Source organism: Trichocoleus sp. FACHB-90 (genome assembly GCF_014695505.1).
GTDB classification, from domain to species: domain Bacteria; phylum Cyanobacteriota; class Cyanobacteriia; order Cyanobacteriales; family FACHB-T130; genus Funiculus; species Funiculus sociatus.
The window spans coordinates 1-18,666 of the sequence record NZ_JACJOK010000014.1 but is presented as its reverse complement, the minus strand read 5'-3'; the positions used below and the strand labels follow the sequence as shown (position 1 = coordinate 18,666).

Genomic DNA, 18,666 nt, shown 5'->3' with positions numbered 1-18,666 from the left:
GACAGGCATTTACTCATAGGCAATTCCCGTGTTAGAAGCATTCGTCTTCGCAACAATATTCTGCGGATTTTTCGGCATCATCCTTAAAAAAAACCTGGTTATGAAGATCATCTCTATGGATGTCATGAGTACGGGGGTTATCGCCTATTACGTACTGGTTGCATCGCGAGATGGTTTATTCACACCCATTATTTCAGACGGCGCAAATGTCCCTTACTCCGATCCGGTTCCCCAGGCGGTGATATTGACGGGGATTGTGATCGGCTTTTCAATTCAGTGCGTAATGCTGGTCGGTGTCATGAAGCTGGCACGGGATAATCCGACATTGGAAAGCAACGAGATCGAGAAGAGCAATACGCCATGACTACCATTACCATCGCATGGATCGCACTACCGTTTTTTTTGGGGTTCACCATTTATCTGTTCCCCAAGCTTGACAAAATTCTCGCATTGTGCGTGGCTTTTGTTTCGGCTGGATATGCGTTGCAGCTATTTGTCGAACAGTCGCCCCTGACACTACAGTTACTAGATCATTTCGGCGTCACATTAATCGTCGATCAGTCAAGCGGCTATTTTATATTGACCAATGCGCTAGTAACAGCCGCAGTCATTCTCTACTGTTGGCACAGCGATAAAACAGCTTTTTTCTATGCACAAGCCATCATCTTGCATGGCAGCATCAATGCCGCGTTTGCCTGTGCGGACTTTATCAGTTTATACGTGGCGTTAGAGGTGAGTGGGATTGCTGCGTTTCTCTTGATTGCCTATCCCCGCACCGATCGCTCGATTTGGGTGGCCTTGCGGTATCTCTTTATCAGCAACACGGCAATGCTGTTTTATCTGGTGGGTGCGGTGCTTGCCTATCAGACAAATCATTCGTTTAGTTTTGCAAGTTTGCGCGGCGCACCGCCGGAGGCGCTTGCCCTGATCTTTCTGGGACTCTTGGTTAAGGGGGGAATTTTTGTATCGGGATTGTGGTTGCCATTGACCCACTCGGAATCGGAGACGCCAGTATCGGCGATGCTGTCGGGAGTTGTGGTCAAAGCTGGAGTCTATCCGCTAGTGCGTTGTGCGCTGATGTTGGAGGAGATTGATCCGATAGTCAGGATCTTCGGAGTGGGGACAGCGCTTCTGGGAGTAGGCTATGCCGTCTTTGAAAAAGATACCAAGCGGATGCTGGCGTTTCATACGATTTCGCAGTTAGGCTTTATCCTCGCTGCCCCAGTCGTAGGTGGCTTTTATGCGCTGACACACGGCTTGGTCAAATCGGCACTCTTCCTGATTGCGGGTGCTTTACCGAGCCGCAACTTCAAAGAGTTGCAACACAAGCCGCTCAGTACAACGCTTTGGATTGCTCTGCTTATTGCCAGCTTCTCGATCTCAGGCTTTCCCTTGTTGTCTGGCTTTGGGGCGAAGGTGTTGACGACGAAGAATCTTCTGCCTTGGCAAGCGATCGCAATGAATGTTGCGGCTTTGGGAACAGCAATCTCGTTTGCCAAATTCATATTCTTACCGCATAAAGCGGGCGGCGAAGAGGTAGTAAAGCCCGGTTTCTGGCCAGCGACGATCCTGCTGCTCGGTGGCTTGTTTGTCGCAAACATTGTCTATTACGAAGCTTATAGCCTTGAGAATATCGTAAAACCCCTGGCAACCATCGGCCTTGGCTGGTTGGCATATCTTTTGATTTTTAAACGATCCGTACTCAAGCTGCCCCGTGTTGTGGAGCAATTTGAGCATTTAATCGGTGGAATGAGTCTAATGTTGCTCCTGCTCTTCTGGATAGTAATGGCATGATTGGACATCTGAATCTGATATTGCGACTAGCCATCTGGTTTTTGCTCACCGCCAATCTGAGTGTGGCAAATATCATCATCGGCGTCAGCATCGCACTCCTATTACCGGGACGCCCTAAAACCCCGGAAGCATTAAACGATTGGCTGCGGGCGCTTTGGGAAACCCTCGTGGCGATTCCGCAGGCATATATGGAAGCCTTTGAAATGATCGTCCGTCCCCATAGTTACGAAGATGTGACGATGGAACGAGTCAAACCCGGACGGACATCCGGACTCATCTTCCTGGATATATTTCTGATCACCTTTACGCCCAAGACCATTGTCTTGAAGTACCACGAAAATGGCTGGTACGAAGTCCACTGGGTGCGACGGAGGAAAAAGGCATGAACTTGATACTGATTGCAATGATTCTGGCTCTGCTCATACCCATGTACGAGGCTTGGCAAGATGATGATATTTGGCAAAAAATGTTGGCATTTGCCAGTATTGCGACGAAAACATCAATCATGATCCTGGTTGTATCTGTCTTACGGGATGATTGGATGCTCGGTGTTACAGGGGTAATCATCCTAAGTGTAGGTAATGCCGGATTAATGTTGTTGGCACAAGTCCTTAAACGAATCGATGAACTATGATCAACGCGCTTAGTTATACCTGCATAGGTATCGGAATTTTCTTCTGGTTTTGGGGAACCTTTCCCCTGATCGGCCACCGATCAGTATTATTCAAGCTGCATACTCTTTCGGTTGCAGATACGCTAGGGAGCATGATCATCATCGTCGGACTGCTCCTGAAGATACCTAGTGAATGGCCACTGCTCGTCCTTGGCATCATCACCTTGGCAATCTGGAATACAGTGCTGGGGTATGTGTTGGCTTACTGTTCCAGCAGTGGAGGTAGCCATGAATGATAGCTATATCTATGTCATAACCGCGCTGCTGCCGTTGTCCGCACTTATGCTGGTACTTCAGTCCAATCCTTACCATGCTCTGGTAGTGCAGGGAATACTGGGAGCAGTGGCAGCATTGGTATTTGCGGTTTTGGGGGCGGCGGATGTGGCTTTGACCCAAGCCTTGATGGGGACTCTGCTGGCGATTACGCTTTATGCGATCGCGGTGCGTTCATCGCTGGTGATGCGTCTTGGTGTACTTGAAGACGGAGCGATCGAGACAGATGACGAGTCCCATTTAGGGCAACTGATGGATGACTTAAGAACAATTTTTGGCAAACACTATATGCGTCTTGAGGTAGTCCCGTACACGAATACGCAGGCTTTGCACCGAGCGCTGATGGACAAAGAAATCCATGCGACCTGTGCCAGAGGAGAGTACGATAATCAAGACTCCGTAGGGACTGAGGACGAACAACCCTATCACACCACAACTAGGGTTCAACGCCTCTATGACATCATGCGAACCGAACTTTCGTCACCAGCGACAAGCCTAACTTATGTAAAGGCACCAAACTCAGGGGAGGAACATAAATGAAATGGGTCTACATTGCAGCGGGAATAGCGCTGTTCGTCAAATTCCTGATTATGCCCAATCCGGCACCGGACTTATCGCTCTCAATCGTCCAAACCCTTGTACAAGAGAGTGGAGTACCTAATGCAGTTACGGCTGTCATTCTCAGGAATCGGTTGTATGACACTATCTTTGAAGTCGTGGTATTTACGATCGCGGTAATGGGTGCAAAGTTTCTACTGGCGGATGAAAAGCCGTTCTGCGCGATCTATCAGTTCACCGATCAACCATCGATTGTTATGGCACGTCTGGGGGCGACCATTGCCGCGTTGGTGGGTATCGAACTGGCGATTCGGGGACATCTGAGTCCCGGCGGTGGTTTTGCGGCTGGAGTGGCAGGCGGAACCGCGATCGGTCTTGTTGCGATTACCTCATCAACGGAGTGGATGCAGGCGATCTACAAGCGCTGGCACGCCGCTATATGGGAGAAGGTTTCGGTTCTTATATTTATCGTCCTGTCGGTTATCACTCTAGTCGGATTAGAATTACCGCACGGAGAGTTGGGCGCACTTTTCAGCGGCGGGGTTATCCCCCTGCTCAACATCTTAGTCGCAGTAAAAGTTGCGTTGGGTTCTTGGGCGGCTATTTTGGTGTTTATTCATTATCGGGGATTGTTGTGAGGAGAATTAAACTCCACCAATTATCATTTTGAACAAAATAGTGAGCGCAGACCCTCCTCGCTCTCATCTCTGGTCATCATGTTTTATTTGGGTGAGAGCGCACGTTTTAGAAACAAAGCGCAGCAATCGCCAAGTATCTACTTATTTATTAAGCGCAGCTTTCCAGAGAATTCGGATAAATATCAGTTGATGCTGTGAAAGTTGGGGGGTATTAGTAACCGTTTCAGCAGCTACCTTACTGCGTCGTCCTTTTTGATTAATCTTTCTTATAGGATTGATTTTTCTTGCTCACTTACTGCTGTTATAGTTTTCAGCACAACAGCTTTACATATATTAATAATATGTTGGTCTGATAAGAGAAATCTATAACTAGAAAAAGTATGTAGAACTGATGCACTAAGTATGAAATTGCGAGATTGGAGATTAGCTCATTCCCCGCATAAATGACAGGAGATTTCACATCATTTAATCATTACCCAGTACATCTCTCGCTATACAGAGAATCATCAACCGCTGTTTTGGTGGCTCTAATCTATAGGAAAGCTAAGATTTTTCAATGGATAATTGGCTACTTATTGATTAAAGAATGCCTATTTATAGTAAATTAAAAAACATTGAAGAATTAAATCATTTACAAGGTTGGAATCTCTAAGGACATAGAGGCAGATATTTATTTAAATCTGCTCGGTTCTACTATTGCTAATTCCATTGAAAAGGCAAAATTTTTGTCTTGCGATCGCTCAATTGTTCAAAGTCGGTACTGCCCTATTATTGATTCACTGCTCTATGTCAATTACCAATCGTATTCGTTTTAATAACCTGCGGGGTGACATCTTCGGAGGTGTTACGGCTGCTATTGTATCGTTACCCCTTGCCCTAGCGTTCGGGGTTGCATCCGGTGTCGGACCGATCGGTGGTCTGTATGGTGCTATTTGCGTTGGCTTCTTTGCAGCGTTATTTGGCGGTACTCCCACGCTGATTTCTGAACCCACTGGCCCCATGACTGTGGTGATGACTGCGATCGTAGCAGGACTCACAGCCAGCAATCCAGACAATGGTTTGGCGATGGCATTTACCGTTTAGTTCGTTTGATCTACCGTTCATTTACCTCAGTTATGGCAATCACCAATCTCATCCGGTTTAATAACCTCGGGGGCGATATCTTCGGCGGTGTCACGACTGCCGTTGTCTCATTACCCCTGGCTCTGGCCTTTGGGGGTGGGGGCCCTCGGCGGACTCTATGGGGCAGTTTGTGGCGGCTTTTTTGCCGCCCTGTTTGGCGGTATCCCAACGTTGATCTCTGAACCGACCGGGCCAATGACCGTAAGCCCTGTCTACAGGCTCTCGTGCAACACCTGTGTAGGGGTGAAGCGCCTCACTCTTACTCTCTTTAACTCTTTAAAGTTCATTTAGTTCATTTATTGCAATACTCCTCGTCAGAGGAGGCATAAGGAGGTATTCGTGGATTTTTTGTCCTTGTTTTTAATGGACTTCGTTAAGCAGTTGCAGTCCCCAACACTCGGGTTTTTGATTGGTGGTATGGTCATTGCCGCTCTCGGTAGCGAATTGGTAATTCCAGAGGCGATTACTCAGATCATCGTCTTCATGCTGCTCATGAAAATCGGTCTGACCGGTGGTCAGGCGATCCGCAATTCCAACCTAACGGAGATGGTGTTACCTGCAGCGTTTGCTGTAGCAGTAGGGATTCTTGTTGTATTCATCGCACGCTATACGTTAGCCAAGCTGCCGAAGGTCAACACCGTAGATGCGATTGCGACCGGGGGGTTGTTTGGTGCTGTGAGTGGCTCTACTATGGCTGCCGCCCTGACGCTATTGGAAGAACAAAAGATGCCATACGAGGCATGGGCTGCCGCACTCTATCCCTTCATGGATATCCCAGCGCTCGTAACGGCGATTGTAGTGGCCAACATTTATCTCAACAAGAAGAAGCGTAGTGCAGCAGGCAAGTCTCTCAGCAACCAGGAGTATCTCAGCAAGCAGACCGTTGCAGCAGGCGATTATCCCGATCAGCAGGATTATCCCAGCAGCCGGCAAGAGTATCTCAGCAAGCAGCAGTCTGCGGATAATCGGGTCAAAATATGGCCGATCGTGCAGGAAAGCCTCCAGGGTCCTGCCCTATCAGCAATGTTGCTCGGCATTGCTCTTGGCCTGTTCACCCAGCCGGAAAGTGTCTATAAAAGCTTCTACGACCCCCTCTTCCGCGGCTTGCTTTCGATCTTGATGCTGGTCATGGGTATGGAGGCTTGGTCAAGACTTGGCGAACTGCGCAAGGTAGCCCAGTGGTACGTCGTGTATAGCGTAGTGGGACCGCTGGTGCATGGGTTCATCGCCTTCGGTCTCGGCATGATTGCCCACTACGCCACGGGATTCAGCCTGGGCGGTGTTGTGATCCTGGCTGTTATTGCCTCCTCCAGTTCAGACATCTCAGGTCCGCCCACGTTGCGAGCCGGTATCCCGTCGGCCAATCCCTCCGCCTACATCGGTGCCTCCACAGCTATCGGTACACCCATTGCGATTGGCTTGGCAATACCGCTCTTCCTCGGACTCGCCCAGGCGATAGGCGGGATAGGCGGCAGCTAATCCCAGACGGGTCGCGGTCTGTCGGCCCTCCCTTGACCCGGCAGACCAAGCGACTCAATATATAAGATCAATTACGGTAAGGAGATAACCAACATGGCCAAGGCAGCCAAAAAGCTCGTCATCGTCACGGAAAAGATTCTGCTGAAAAAGATCGCCAATATCATCGAAGAATCCGGGGCAACCGGTTATACGGTTCTGGAAACTGGCGGTAAAGGAAGTCGCAACGTGCGATCGTCGGGACAACCCAACGTTTCCGACACCAATGCGAATATAAAATTCGAGGTGCTCACCCCGGATCGGGATATGGCCGAGAATATTGCGGATCAGGTCGCAGTGAAGTTTTTCCTCGATTTTGCGGGCATGATCTATATCTGTGACGCGGAGGTACTGTACGGGCACAGTTTCTGTGGACCAGACGGCTGTTGAATCGAGACGACGTAGGATTGCAGGTTCGATGAATCGAGGCGACCTAATGCGTCAGAAAACTGTCTGTCAATCGGTTGCCTCTAATTTAAATCAGGTTTGAATCGTCCTTACCACCAAAACCTAACCCATGTTTTTGAACCATACAATTACAGCTTTAAGTTCTGGGATAGCATCCCTAATTGCTCCCATGCCCTTGTTGGCAACTGTCGAGGCAGAAAATTCACCGATTGTTCTGGCTGGAGTTCTGCTGAGTTTAGTAGTGATTTATCTCGCTAGTAAACTTGGCGCAGAAGCCGCTAAACGATTTGATTTGCCACCCGTTCTGGGTGAACTGGTAGCAGGGGTGATTGTCGGGGTATCTGCTTTACACCTGATCATCTTTCCCGAAAGTGGACTTTCCGCCGCAGACTCAGCGGTTATGACCGTGCTGCAATGGATTAATCATCTGTCTCCCGCAGCCCTCACGAGTGTATATGAGTCTCAGAGTGAAGTCATTTCAGTGCTGGCTGAATTGGGCGTAATTATTCTGCTATTTGAAATTGGTCTGGAATCGGATCTCAGACAACTCAAAGAAGTGGGTACTCAAGCTGTGATCGTCGCCTGTGTGGGGGTGGCAGTTCCCTTTGCCGCTGGCACCGTTGGCTTGATGATGTTATTTCACACACCTGCAATTCCAGCAATTTTTGCAGGTGCTGCTTTGACGGCAACCAGCATCGGGATTACGTCCAAAGTATTGTCTGAAATAGGACAGCTTAAATCTAAAGAAGGTCAAATCATTGTTGGTGCTGCGGTTATTGATGATGTACTGGGAATCATTGTCCTGGCCGTTGTCGCCAGTTTAGCCAAAACGGGTGAGATTGATGTTGCTAATGTCATCTACCTAATTGTGAGTGCAACAGCGTTTCTGATTGGTTCCATCCTATTAGGTGGCATCTTCAACAAAACCTTCGTTGCTGTTGTGGAGAAATTTAAAACCCGTGGCAACGTTGTCATGCCAGCATTTATCTTTGCCTTCTTCATGGCATTTCTGGGCAGCGCGATTCATCTAGAAGCGATTTTGGGTGCTTTTGCCGCTGGCTTGGTTCTGGATGAAACCGATGCCCGCAATGAGTTGGATGAACTGGTGAAGCCAATCGCCGATCTACTGGTGCCGATCTTCTTTGTGACGGTAGGCGCGCGGGCGGATCTGGGTGTCTTGAATCCGACGGTGCCTGAAAATCGTGCCGGACTCTTGATTGCCGCATTTTTGATGGTGGTTGCCATCGTCGGCAAGGTGGTGACAGGTTGGGTGGTGTTTGGTCAGCCCGGAATCAATCGACTTGCGATTGGGGTTGGCATGGTTCCACGGGGTGAAGTTGGGTTAGTGTTTGCCGGAATCGGTTCTGCGAGTGGGGTTCTAGATAAGCCGTTGGAGGTATCTATTATTGTCATGGTGATTCTGACCACATTTCTAGCACCACCGTTTTTGCGGCTCGCTTTTGGTCAGCCAGTGGAACCCCCAACCAAAGGAGAACCTTCGAGTGAGGAACCAATTCTAGCGGGTAAATCTTAGCCTATGCCTTGAGCGCCTCCCACGTAGTTCAGTCGTGGGATTCGCCATTCATGGTTCATGGCGTTCTACGCAGTGAACCATGAACTATGAACTAAGCTGCTACGCAGCTTAGTCAGATCAGCGATAATGCTTTGTGTGAATCCTGCAAATGCCTATAAATGCCACATATCTAAAAATGAGATTCACTAGAATCCGTAAATAAAATGAGAATTTATTAGATAAAAAGGAAAGTTAATCAAAGAGCGTATATTAGAAGTTATTTGTATTTACGATTACCGACTGACTTAATACTAGGCTTTGAGTAGAAGTTGGATGAAGCCGTAGCAATTATTCCGCTTAGAAGGGTGGAAAATTGTCCTGGGAGTTTGCGATTAGTAAACATAGCATTCTTCCACAAAGTGAGAAATTTGCATAGGAATTTATCAGCGATCGCGCATTTAATAAATCCCCTACCAAGATAGGCTTGACCTCTCCCCCTGACGGGGTTGTCACCCCGTCAGGACAACGATATTAGTTGAGCAAGCGATCGCCTAGAGCGCCGGAGATGCGATCGCATCTTCATCTAACAACAGCTCTCAACTCTTCTCAGTGCCTAGCAACCTAGCGTACTCGCCTGTGATGATTCCATAACACGAACAGGAAGCGGCTTCTAATTTCTGCCGATTCAGGATGGTTATTCTGCCACGGTTGTAGCCAATCAGTCCTGCCTGTTGAAGACGGTTAGCCGCCTCCGTGACACCCGAACGTCGTACACCTAGCATCTTGGAAATAAATTCCTGAGTCAGAGGCAACTCGTTTGACCCTTCAAACTCACAGACGAGTAGTAGCCAACGGGCAAGTCTCTCATCGAGCTGATGCAGGCGGTTGCAGGCAGCGTTTTGTGAGGCTACGTACAGCGCTTGTGTGTAGCGCAGCAGCAAACTTTGCAGTGAGCCGCCCTGCTCAAACTCGATTTTAAGTAAGCTTGCCTCCATCCTCATGCCAGAGCCTGCTATCTGCACGATCGCGGTTGCGATCGCAATCTTGTCTCCCAAAGTGGCGGGGATACCCACTATCCCCTCATTACCCACTAAGCCGACTTCGACCGTCGAGCCTTCTTCGGGAGCGGAGAGCAAAGAAACTATTCCGCGATGGGGGAAATAGACGTATTCAATTGATTCACCAGCTTTGTGAAGGACTTGCCTCCCAGAGAGCGAGACGAACTCTAGATGGGGAATAAGGCGCTGGTACTCAGCATCTGGCAGAGCAGCTAGCAGTCGATTGACTACCTGGGGTGAGGCTTCGGACATCGAGGATTAGGAATCTCCTATTTTTTCATGGAATCGTTGTTATAAAAACAACTTACGGCATCAGGAGAAGAATTTAGGCCCTAGTTCTGAATGTCAAAAGGTGTTTGTTCACCAGGAACTGAAAAGCTGGCTCTTTTATGCTAAATAATTGAAAGTCGGTGCCGCGTCTACCGCTTGCGGTAGACGCGGCACCGAGCTAATAGGTGGGGGTACTGGGGAGCATCCCGTATTTGCAAATCGCCCACAGGTTGGAAGTCCCGATGCTCCACAAACAAAGCCTGCCGACCCAGCCTGAATTGAGTCCGCGCAGGCGGACTTAGTTTGTATAGCCGCGATTTCCAATCGCCCGGTATTTTTGCCAAACTGGGATGTACCCGGGGTACTGTTCTAGACTCGCATCTTAAGCCAATCGACAATCGTTAGAGGGAGGTCTTAAAGAAAGCACTCTTGAGAAATGACATATAATGATTAACGCTTGATTAACGCTAGAATAGTTCAAGCAACTCTTCTAATTTAAAACTAAAAATAGATTCATTAAAATAATAATTCTATAGAAGGATGTCTGATAGACCCCAGTATATTAGCCTAATCTAGAAGATCAATTTTTTAATGAATAATAAACCTCATTAAAAGTGCATATAAAATCAAAAAAAATTTTGGCTGCTTTGGGACACCTTTTGGGTAGAGTTATGAAACTATAGAGTTTAGTAATTAACCCTATAGGGAAGAAGTTGCCATTATAGGATTTGAACAAAGCATTTTTTAAGAGATTTGTTGTCGGAAATGCGCTCAGGTGAAGGTAGCGATTTAGTTCCCGTTAACTCTTTAAATATTGCTATACAGTATGTTCGGGCAACAAGAAGATCAGATTTTAGTAGAAGCGACTCCTCTCCCAATTCAAGAAATCCCAGGGGATAGCGCATTAACAGAGACGAAGCTGCCTCCAACTGCAAACCCGCATCTTAAAATTCCCAAGCGAGATATTCGGAAAAGCCTCAAGGCATTAACTACCGAAGGTGCCTTTGCTACGGTCTTTTACAGTATTATTGGCGGCGCGTTGCTTAGTAATTTCTTGCTGGATCTCGGTGCCAGTACAGTGGAAATTGGTCTGCTCGCCTCAATCCCTCAGCTAACCAATTTGCTGCAACCGTTGGGAGCCTATCTGGGAGACCGCATCAAGAGCCGCCACTGGTATTCCCTGTTGATTTTCGGCTCGTCGCGGCTGCCGTGGTTGCTGATTGTGCCAGGGATTTGGTTGGTCAGCACATCTCGTATCGAGCCACGCCAGTTGCTGCTGTTGACATTGGCAATTATCTGCCTGAGTAATTTCATGGAAGCTTTGGGTCGTGCTTCCTTTCTTAGCTGGATGGCTGTGTTAGTACCAGACCGATTGCGGGGGCGGTATTTTGGGTTTCGCAATAGTGTAGTGACCTTCACCAATCTCATCGGCGTGCCGCTGCTGGGTCTAGCGGTCTCGAAGTGGCCGGGTGGTTCGCTCTCTGGCTTCGGTGTGGTCTTGGTTGTGGGAGTTGTGTTCGCAACACTCAGTCTGATCTTTCAGTTCTGGATAACCGATGTCAACCCGCAGCTAGTACACGCCGCCGATTCGGATACAGACCACGGCTCGCCCTTGAAGAAAGTTTTTAGCTTCCTCAAAGATGCCAATTTTCTGAGGTTTTTGTTTTACTCATCCTTCTGGAGCTTTGCGGTTAACATCAGCGCTCCCTTCTTTAACCTCTACTTGCTGGGCGACCTCAACCTAGATGTCAGCGTGGTAACGCTCTATAACAGCTTGGGAGCTGGTGCTAACTTGCTGATGCTGATGTTCTGGGGCAGACTGGCTGACCGGATTGGCAACCGCCCACTGATGATAACTGTGGGAATCTTGGTGGCTCTGACGCCTCTACTGTGGCTAGAATCTGGAACTTCTGCAATTTTCCTTTGGGCTTGGTTTCCCTTGTTGCACATACTCGGCGGTGCGACTTGGGCAGCGATTGACCTGTGCAGTGGCAATCTGATGATGTCGGTGACACCGCTACGCAATCAGTCGATTTATTTTGCTGTTGCTGCGGCGGTTCCTGGGATCACTGGGGCAATCGGAATCACCGTTGGTGGCTATGTCGCGACTGTGGCTGATTTTGGTGGCTTGCCAACGGCATTTGCTCTCTCAGCTGTCCTGCGGTTAGTTGCCCTGCTGCCCTTGGTGTTTGTTCATGAGCAGCGCGCTGTGCCTGTGAGTCAGCTAATGCAAGTCCTGATCCCAACGCTCAAGCGGCAAGCAGGGGCCATTCAAGCAGGACGCACCAGTTTGAAGCCATTACCATTAATAGAAGAATTTGAGGAGGAAGGTTCACCTGCAAGCTCATCCGGTCAGCCTTGAGATGCCGAATTGACGAATCCCTCCCCGTTCACGGGGAGGGATTCGTGTTTATGCAATGAACTATGAACCATGAACAAGGCGGCTCTCCTCCCATATTTTGAAAGAGATGGGAGGAGAGCCGCCTTCTTTGATACCCAAATCTGTCCCGAAATCTATCTTAGTGGGGATGTTTCAAGAAACGAAAAAAGTATGATTTTTTATTTGGGGGTATAATGTAGCATATGTTACAGAAATATACCCATGAATCCTCTATCTACAGGATTACTGAACGGGGCAGGAATAGTAGTTGAATTTCAACAAACCGAGAAAGATTTAGTATTAAAAGTCGAACCAGAGGATAAGGCATTATCCGAGACAGTATTTCCTGCAAAGCCGCCCTCTAAAATTCCCAAGGCAGAAATTCGGACAAGCCTGCGGGCATTAACGACCGAAGGAGCCTTGGCTACGGTCTTTTACAGTATCATCGGCGGCGCGTTACTCAGTAATTTCTTGCTGGATCTTGGTGCCAGTGCCGTCGAAATTGGTATGTTCGCCTCTATTGCCCAGTTGACGAATTTATTGCAACCGCTGGGAGCCTATGTGGGAGACCGCATCAATAGCCGTAACTGGTATTCCCTGTTGATTTTCGGCACGTCGCGGTTGCTATGGTTGCTGATTGTGCCAGGGATTTGGTTAGTCAGGACATCTCGTATCCAGCCGCACCAGTTGGTGCTGTTGACATTGGCAATTATCTGGGTGACTAATATCTTGGAAGCTTTGGGTCGTGCTTCCTTTTTCACCTGGGTAGCTGTGTTAGTACCAGAGCGATTGCGGGGGCGGTATTTTGGCTTCCGCAATAGTGTTGTGAACTTGACCAATCTCATCAGCGTGCCGCTGCTGGGTCTAGCGGTATCGAAGTGGCCCGGTGGAGCGCTCTCTGGCTTCGGTGTGGTCTTGGTTGTGGGAATTGTGCTGGGGATAATCAGTCTCGGCTTTCACTTCTGGATGAGCGATGTGAACCCAAAGCTAGTACACGCCACCGCTGAGGATACAGAGCAAGGGGCATCCGGAGAGAGAGTTTTTAGCTTCCTCAAGGATGCCAATTTTTTGAGGTTTCTTCTTTACTCAGCCTTGTGGAGTTTCGCGGTTAATGTCAGCGCTCCCTTCTTTAACCTCTACTTGCTGGGCGATCTCAAGCTAGATGTGAGCGTGGTGACGCTTTATGGCAGCTTGGGAGCTGGTGCTAACTTGCTGATGCTGATGTTCTGGGGTAGACTGGCTGACCGGATTGGCAATCGCCCGCTGATGATAATGGTAGGAATTTTGGTGGCTCTGACACCTCTACTGTGGTTAGAAGCTGGAACTGCTCCAATTTTCCTTTGGGTTTGGTTCCCCTTGTTGCATATCGTAGGCGGTGGGACGTGGGCAGCGATTGACCTGTGCAGCGGTAATCTGATGATGTCGGTGACACCGCTACGCAATCAGTCGATTTATTTTGCTGTTGCTGCGGCGGTTCCTGGTATCACTGGAGCAATCGGAATTAGCGTTGGTGGCTATGTCGCGACTGTGACTAATTTTGGTGGCTTGCCAACGGTGTTTGCTCTCTCAGCTATGTTACGGTTAGTTGCCGTGCTGCCCTTAGTTTTTGTTCATGAGCAGCGTTCTATGCCTCTGGGTCAGCTAATGCGAGTCCTGTTCCCAGTCACGCAGCCAACAAAGCTGATTGAAGCAAAGGAATAAGTTTGCTTTTAAATCCTTGCCTAATCTGGGTCTTGTCCCTGCTGCCGCATCTCACATTCTCGGATAAATTGCGCGATCGCATTTTTCCGATCTTCTGTTAACTCGCTCGTTTCATCGAGGCGGCTAATTCGCTCAAGGATCAAGGATGGTTCGAGATAGGGTTCAAGCCACTTAGGGTCAAGTCTGTAGCCTGTTTTTTGAGTCCCGTTCGACCCATACTCACTAAAATCTTTTTGCAGGAACTTCTCCAAGAAATTAACTAGCCCTTCGTCATTATCAATAATCTTTTCAACCCATTGCTTGACTTCGTCTTCTCCTGCCCAAGCTTGCCAATAGTGTAATTTTTCAGATAGCTTTGGGGCTTGCAGTAGGGAGTTTTGTTGTGCAGCATCTCGCAGCCGTTTCAAGGCTATTTCTTCAAGTTCTTTAAGGTGTTCTTCGCTCTGGAGCCATTCCTCTTCGGGGATATCATCGGCTTCATACTTACCTTGTTCCTGACCCAAGGTTGCTACTTCGCGCACAATTATGGATAAAGCGTTACCGTTTGACATTGCCTCTTTCAAGGTTTCAAACCGTGTTTGTTCGTCAATCCGACGCAACAGTTGTGAGATCAGGCGTTCAATTCTAATGTCATTGCCAAAATCAAACATTCCCTGCGGTTCGTCTTCCGGAGGTAAAAGCTGGTCGCCGACATCAAAGAAAGCTTTCACAATTGAAGGAATGCAATGGGTAGGAATTTCTTTTTCAGTGTAATCCTCAAGCTGTTCGAGAAATGCCCGAACTTGAGTCGTGCCATCAGAGCGTTTTTGATCAGCGAGTTCTACAAGATTTTCCCCAAATGCCTTTGCATCTTTTGCTAAGGCAAAGATTGCTTTAATCTCAGCATTAGAGAATTCATCTTGTGTTAATACCAGACGGAAGTAGTTGGGAAATATATCTAAGCTACAAATACGTAATTGCTTGCGCCATATTGACTCGTCGTGTGCAGGGGAGGAGGTATTACGCCAAACGGCTTCTAATTTAGGAAAAAGGTGCAATAGCAGCCGTTTGATTGGTTCTTTATCCTCATTTTCAAACTGAGCCAGCCACGAATGGTGAAAATTTTTGATTTCGTCCAATGTCGGAATTAGATAACCTTTGGTATCCGCGTTTCCTGCAAAGAATGTAGGATTTTTGCGGATTATGTCATATATCATTGGGCGAAAGGCCCGCAGGGACTCAATAGCAATGAAATCAACTGGGTTCACTTCACCTTTGACCCCTGGATATGTCACGGTTAAGAGGTTGGTCAGGCGAACAATGTCGCGAGGATTGGTAATAAAGTAGTCTATTCCTTGTAAGTAAACATTGCCCCAGCGATTTTGATTGAATAGTGGCTTTGGTGTGTCAGTCAGTATGCCATTGAGTTTTTCAGAAAGTAGCCTGCGGAGTGAGGTTTTATCTGGGAGAGGTAACTCAAAAGAAGCTTGAACAATCTGAGAGAGGTAGATTTCTCCAGGTATAGGTTGTTTATCTGCGAGGGTTTTGATGACAACTTCTTGATCGAAAACGAGCAAATAGATAACGTTAGTAAAGTTGGGAATTGATTTAATAAGATAAAATAATTGACTAATCTCTTCAGCGGTGAGCCTGTCAATATCGTCAATGGTTACTACGATTCGCGGATGCTGCTGTTCGAGTGTATCTTCGACTTCTTCTTTTAAGTCGGAAGTCTCCTTTTCTTTATCGTCAAATAATCTTACGAGCGCATTGCTAGCTTGAGCGTAAGGAAGAGGAATTTCAGAAACAACTTTAGCAAGATCGGTTATTCGACTTATGAAGCCTTTGGGGACAGCTTTGAATTTGCTCAAAACTGTCTGTAATTCGTTAATAAACCGCCTTGTGATGTCTTCGCCCCCAGAAAATAACCAGGGATTAAAAGGGACGATAATAGGTTGTTCGCTCTTTGGCTTTTGCTGGAGATAATACGTTAAGAAGTTCAATAGTGTCGATTTGCCAAAACCTGAGGAACCGTAAACTGCAATAACGAACCCTTCAGGAAAGTTCATTTGGCAAATACTGTCTGCAAGATGTTTGGCAAAGGGTGCATATCCTAATCGGTCTTGTTTCGGCTCGATTAAGGCGTTGTCTGCCGATGGGTCACTAAAATCCTCTGGCAAGACCTTTGAATCGTTCTTTGTTTGAGCCATGCAGTCTCTCTCTTTGTTAGCTAAGGTGTCCTTGCCATTGAACGTTCGTTTAATTAACACCCCCTGGCGTGCTGAGTGTGGGGTGTTAGACCTCTTGCATAAATGCCTTGAACTAAAGTACCCTTCGGGAACGCTACGCGAACAGGCTTAAAGCTAAAACCCGTTAAAACGGGTTGAGGATGTTTGCCAGTTAGCTTTAGCTAACTTTAGCTTTCAGCCCGAAATTTATTTCAGGGCTAACTTTGGCTTTCAGTCCGAAATTTATTTCATTCAGGGCTGACTTTTGCAAGAGGTCTATTGAATTACGTCCTAATCATGCGATCGCTCATCTTTATACCGATGTCCATAAAGTAGCATCAATGAAGCTCTGCTCTTGTCTACTGTTCGATGGACATTAGGGTTAAGGCTGCTTGTGTAGAAGGAACATCGTTGCCAAACTCAACGCTTGCAATGTACTTCTCAATCGCATCTCTATCTAACAACAACTCTCAACCCTTGTCAGTGCCTAGCAACCTAGCGTACTGGCTTTTGATGATTCCATAACACGAACAGGAAGCAGCTTCTAATTTCTGTCGATTCAGGATGCTTATTCTGCCACGGTGGTAGCGAATCAGTCCTGCCTGTTGAAGGCGGCTAGCCGCCTCCGTGACCCCCGGACGTCGTACACTCAGCATTTGAGCCATAAATTCTTGAGTTAGCTGCAACTCGTTTGACTCTACACTATCAGAGACGAGCAGTAGCCAACGGGCAAGTTTCTCATCGATTTGATGCAGGCGGTTACAAGCCGCATTTTGTGAGGCTAGAGCGTACAGTACTTGCGTGTACCGCAGCAGCAAGCTTTGCAGTACACCACCCTGTCCAAACTCAGTTTTAAGTAAGCTTGCCTCCATCCTCATGCCTGAGTCTTCTCGCTGCACGATCGCGGTTATGGTCGCGATGTTGTCTCCCAAAAGGTCGGGCATACCTGTAACTCCGTCATTACCCACTATGCCGACTTCGACGTTCGAGCCTTCTTCCGTAGTCGCAATCAAAGAAACTATTGCACGATGGGGGAAATAGACGTATTCTATTGATTCGCCCCTCTTGTAAAGGACTTGCTTGAGAGGGAGCGGGACGCTTTCTAGATATGGAACAAGGCGCTGGTACTCAGCTTTTGGCAGAGCGGCTAGCAGCCGATTGACTGGTTTGAGTGCAACTTTGGGCATGAGGTAGCGAGGAAATTCCTCGCGTTGAATGTTGTTAGAAAAAACAACTAACACCATCAGGAGAAGAATTTAGACTCTAATCCGAATGTCAAAAGGTGTTTATTTACCAGTAAGTTAGAACTTGGCTCTTGTGTGCTAGATAATTAACCGTCTGTGCCTAGCAACCTAGCGTACTCGCCGTTAATGATTTCATAACACTCACACGTAGCCGCTTCCAATTCTTGTCGATTCAGGATGATAACTTTTCCCCTTTTGTAGCGAATCAGTCCTGACTGTTGAAGCGCGTTAGCCGCCTCCGTGACACCTGCACGTCGTACACCCAGCATCTGGGACATAAATTCATGAGTCATGGGCAACTCGTTTGACCCTACACGGTCACAGGCGAGCAATAGCCAACGAGCTAGTCTCGTCTCCAGATGATGGAGGCGATTGCAGGCAGCGTTTTGCGTAACGAAGGCGTGCTGCGCTTGCATGTACCGCAATAGCAGACTTTGCAGTACACCACCCCGCTCAAACTCGGTTTTCAGCACACTTGCCTTCATCCTCATGCCAGAACCTGCTGCTTGCACGATCGCGTTTGTGGCTGCGATGTTGTCTCCCAAAGCGGCGGGGATACCTGTAACTCCGTCCTTACCCACTAAGCCAACCTCGATCATCGAGCCATCTGCCATCGTTGTGAGCGCAGAAACTATTGCATTCTGGGGGAAATAGACATATTCAATTGGTTCACCAACCTCTTGAAGGACTTGCTTAAGAGAAAGCGAGACGTGATCTAGATTGGGAAAAAGGCGTTGGTACTCAGCCACAGGCAGAGCAGCTAGCAGTCGATTGACTGCTTGGGGTGAAGCGTTAGACATTGGGTATTAGGAATCTCCTAGGGTTAACCCGTTGCAAGAAACAACTGACGGCACGGGGAGAGGAATTTATACCCTAGTCCGAATGTCAAAAGGTGTTGATTGACCAGCAATTTACAACCTGGCTCTTCTATTATAGCCAATTTAAACTCTGTACCGCCTATATTGCAAGCGATATAGGCGGTACAGAGCCAAGAGGTTGGGGGTGTGGAAGGAGTTGCGATCGCGAAGTGCTGCTGCTTATAGCAGATCGTGTTAGCGCAGCTTTCTGGAAAGCGATCGCGGAGCATCCCAATGAGAGTAAATTGCCCACAGACTTCGTTTGTATAGCTGCGATTTTCAAGATGTTGTTGGCGAATTCGGAAGACCTAACCCCCCAGCCCCCTTCCCTTGCAGGGAAGGGCAGGGTGGTTTCATGTTAGCCAGAGAAAAACCTGGTGAACCTGATTGGCAAGATCGCGGATACAATCGGGAACAGTGCGACAGCCTAAACGACGGGCTAAAGTAATCAGAAA

At 47.9% G+C, this 18,666-nt stretch carries 17 protein-coding genes and 2 pseudogenes; 14 read left to right on the top strand and 5 right to left on the bottom strand.

Going from position 1 to position 18,666, the window contains the following annotated elements; genetic code table 11:
* Nucleotides 1-28 precede the first annotated feature (28 nt).
* From H6F74_RS03695 to H6F74_RS03645, 12 genes and pseudogenes are all read left to right on the top strand, one after another.
* Nucleotides 29-364 carry an NADH-quinone oxidoreductase subunit K gene (locus H6F74_RS03695; RefSeq protein WP_190436492.1) on the top strand — a complete coding sequence of 112 codons (336 nt, stop codon included), beginning with the start codon at nt 29-31 and terminating at the stop codon, nt 362-364.
* Complete coding sequence (locus H6F74_RS03690; protein ID WP_190436489.1) at nt 361-1,794, top strand: cation:proton antiporter; 1,434 nt, start codon at nt 361-363, stop codon at nt 1,792-1,794. Before H6F74_RS03695 ends, H6F74_RS03690 begins: the two co-directional genes overlap by 4 nt.
* Nucleotides 1,791-2,180, top strand: coding sequence for a Na+/H+ antiporter subunit E (locus tag H6F74_RS03685; protein ID WP_190436485.1), 390 nt, complete (start codon nt 1,791-1,793; stop codon nt 2,178-2,180). Before H6F74_RS03690 ends, H6F74_RS03685 begins: the two co-directional genes overlap by 4 nt.
* Nucleotides 2,177-2,428 carry a hypothetical protein gene (locus H6F74_RS03680; protein WP_190436481.1) on the top strand — a complete coding sequence of 84 codons (252 nt, stop codon included), beginning with the start codon at nt 2,177-2,179 and terminating at the stop codon, nt 2,426-2,428. The genes H6F74_RS03685 and H6F74_RS03680 overlap by 4 nt, the downstream gene beginning before the upstream one ends.
* Nucleotides 2,425-2,703: a monovalent cation/H(+) antiporter subunit G gene (locus H6F74_RS03675; RefSeq protein ID WP_190436479.1), complete on the top strand. Its 279-nt coding sequence runs from the start codon at nt 2,425-2,427 to the stop codon at nt 2,701-2,703. The genes H6F74_RS03680 and H6F74_RS03675 overlap by 4 nt, the downstream gene beginning before the upstream one ends.
* Nucleotides 2,696-3,280, top strand: a complete 585-nt coding sequence (locus tag H6F74_RS03670; RefSeq protein ID WP_190436476.1) for a DUF4040 domain-containing protein — start codon at nt 2,696-2,698, stop codon at nt 3,278-3,280. The genes H6F74_RS03675 and H6F74_RS03670 overlap by 8 nt, the downstream gene beginning before the upstream one ends.
* Nucleotides 3,277-3,936 (top strand): Na(+)/H(+) antiporter subunit B, encoded by a 660-nt coding sequence (locus H6F74_RS03665; protein WP_190436473.1) that lies wholly within the window; start codon nt 3,277-3,279, stop codon nt 3,934-3,936. Before H6F74_RS03670 ends, H6F74_RS03665 begins: the two co-directional genes overlap by 4 nt.
* A gap of 786 nt (nt 3,937-4,722) precedes the next feature.
* A pseudogene (locus tag H6F74_RS03660) lies at nt 4,723-5,016 on the top strand (SulP family inorganic anion transporter); the annotation flags it as partial.
* A 35-nt stretch (nt 5,017-5,051) separates the two neighbouring features.
* Nucleotides 5,052-5,262, top strand: a pseudogene (locus H6F74_RS29825) (SulP family inorganic anion transporter); the annotation flags it as partial.
* 135 nt (nt 5,263-5,397) lie between these two features.
* The gene (locus H6F74_RS03655; RefSeq protein WP_190436470.1) at nt 5,398-6,537 is read left to right on the top strand and encodes a sodium-dependent bicarbonate transport family permease; all 1,140 of its coding nucleotides are present in this window, start codon (nt 5,398-5,400) and stop codon (nt 6,535-6,537) included.
* A gap of 93 nt (nt 6,538-6,630) precedes the next feature.
* Nucleotides 6,631-6,963 (top strand): hypothetical protein, encoded by a 333-nt coding sequence (locus H6F74_RS03650; RefSeq protein WP_190436467.1) that lies wholly within the window; start codon nt 6,631-6,633, stop codon nt 6,961-6,963.
* Nucleotides 6,964-7,090: 127 nt separating this feature from the next.
* Nucleotides 7,091-8,515 carry a cation:proton antiporter gene (locus H6F74_RS03645; protein ID WP_190436463.1) on the top strand — a complete coding sequence of 475 codons (1,425 nt, stop codon included), beginning with the start codon at nt 7,091-7,093 and terminating at the stop codon, nt 8,513-8,515.
* A 575-nt stretch (nt 8,516-9,090) separates the two neighbouring features.
* Here H6F74_RS03645 and H6F74_RS03640 read toward each other — a convergent pair.
* Together H6F74_RS03640 and H6F74_RS03635 are read right to left on the bottom strand one after the other, a co-directional pair.
* Nucleotides 9,091-9,804 (bottom strand): Crp/Fnr family transcriptional regulator, encoded by a 714-nt coding sequence (locus tag H6F74_RS03640; protein ID WP_190436461.1) that lies wholly within the window; start codon nt 9,802-9,804, stop codon nt 9,091-9,093.
* Nucleotides 9,805-9,971: 167 nt separating this feature from the next.
* Complete coding sequence (locus tag H6F74_RS03635) at nt 9,972-10,166, bottom strand: hypothetical protein (RefSeq protein ID WP_190436458.1); 195 nt, start codon at nt 10,164-10,166, stop codon at nt 9,972-9,974.
* Between the two features lie 482 nt (nt 10,167-10,648).
* Here H6F74_RS03635 and H6F74_RS03630 point away from each other — a divergent pair, with 482 nt between their 5' ends.
* Both H6F74_RS03630 and H6F74_RS03625 read left to right on the top strand, forming a co-directional pair.
* Nucleotides 10,649-12,184: an MFS transporter gene (locus tag H6F74_RS03630; protein ID WP_190436455.1), complete on the top strand. Its 1,536-nt coding sequence runs from the start codon at nt 10,649-10,651 to the stop codon at nt 12,182-12,184.
* Nucleotides 12,185-12,424: 240 nt separating this feature from the next.
* The gene (locus tag H6F74_RS03625; protein ID WP_190436453.1) at nt 12,425-13,903 is read left to right on the top strand and encodes an MFS transporter; all 1,479 of its coding nucleotides are present in this window, start codon (nt 12,425-12,427) and stop codon (nt 13,901-13,903) included.
* 20 nt (nt 13,904-13,923) lie between these two features.
* On the opposite strand, the gene H6F74_RS03620 is transcribed toward H6F74_RS03625, so the two are convergent.
* The 3 genes from H6F74_RS03620 to H6F74_RS03610 form a co-directional block, all read right to left on the bottom strand.
* On the bottom strand, nt 13,924-16,092 hold the full coding sequence (locus tag H6F74_RS03620) for a P-loop NTPase fold protein (protein WP_190436452.1): 2,169 nt from the start codon (nt 16,090-16,092) through the stop codon (nt 13,924-13,926).
* A 488-nt stretch (nt 16,093-16,580) separates the two neighbouring features.
* The gene (locus H6F74_RS03615) at nt 16,581-17,297 is read right to left on the bottom strand and encodes a helix-turn-helix domain-containing protein (RefSeq protein ID WP_190436637.1); all 717 of its coding nucleotides are present in this window, start codon (nt 17,295-17,297) and stop codon (nt 16,581-16,583) included.
* Nucleotides 17,298-17,440: 143 nt separating this feature from the next.
* Entirely contained in the window at nt 17,441-18,154 is a 714-nt protein-coding gene (locus H6F74_RS03610; protein ID WP_190436449.1) for a Crp/Fnr family transcriptional regulator, read from the bottom strand.
* Between the last annotated feature and the right edge of the window lie 512 nt (nt 18,155-18,666).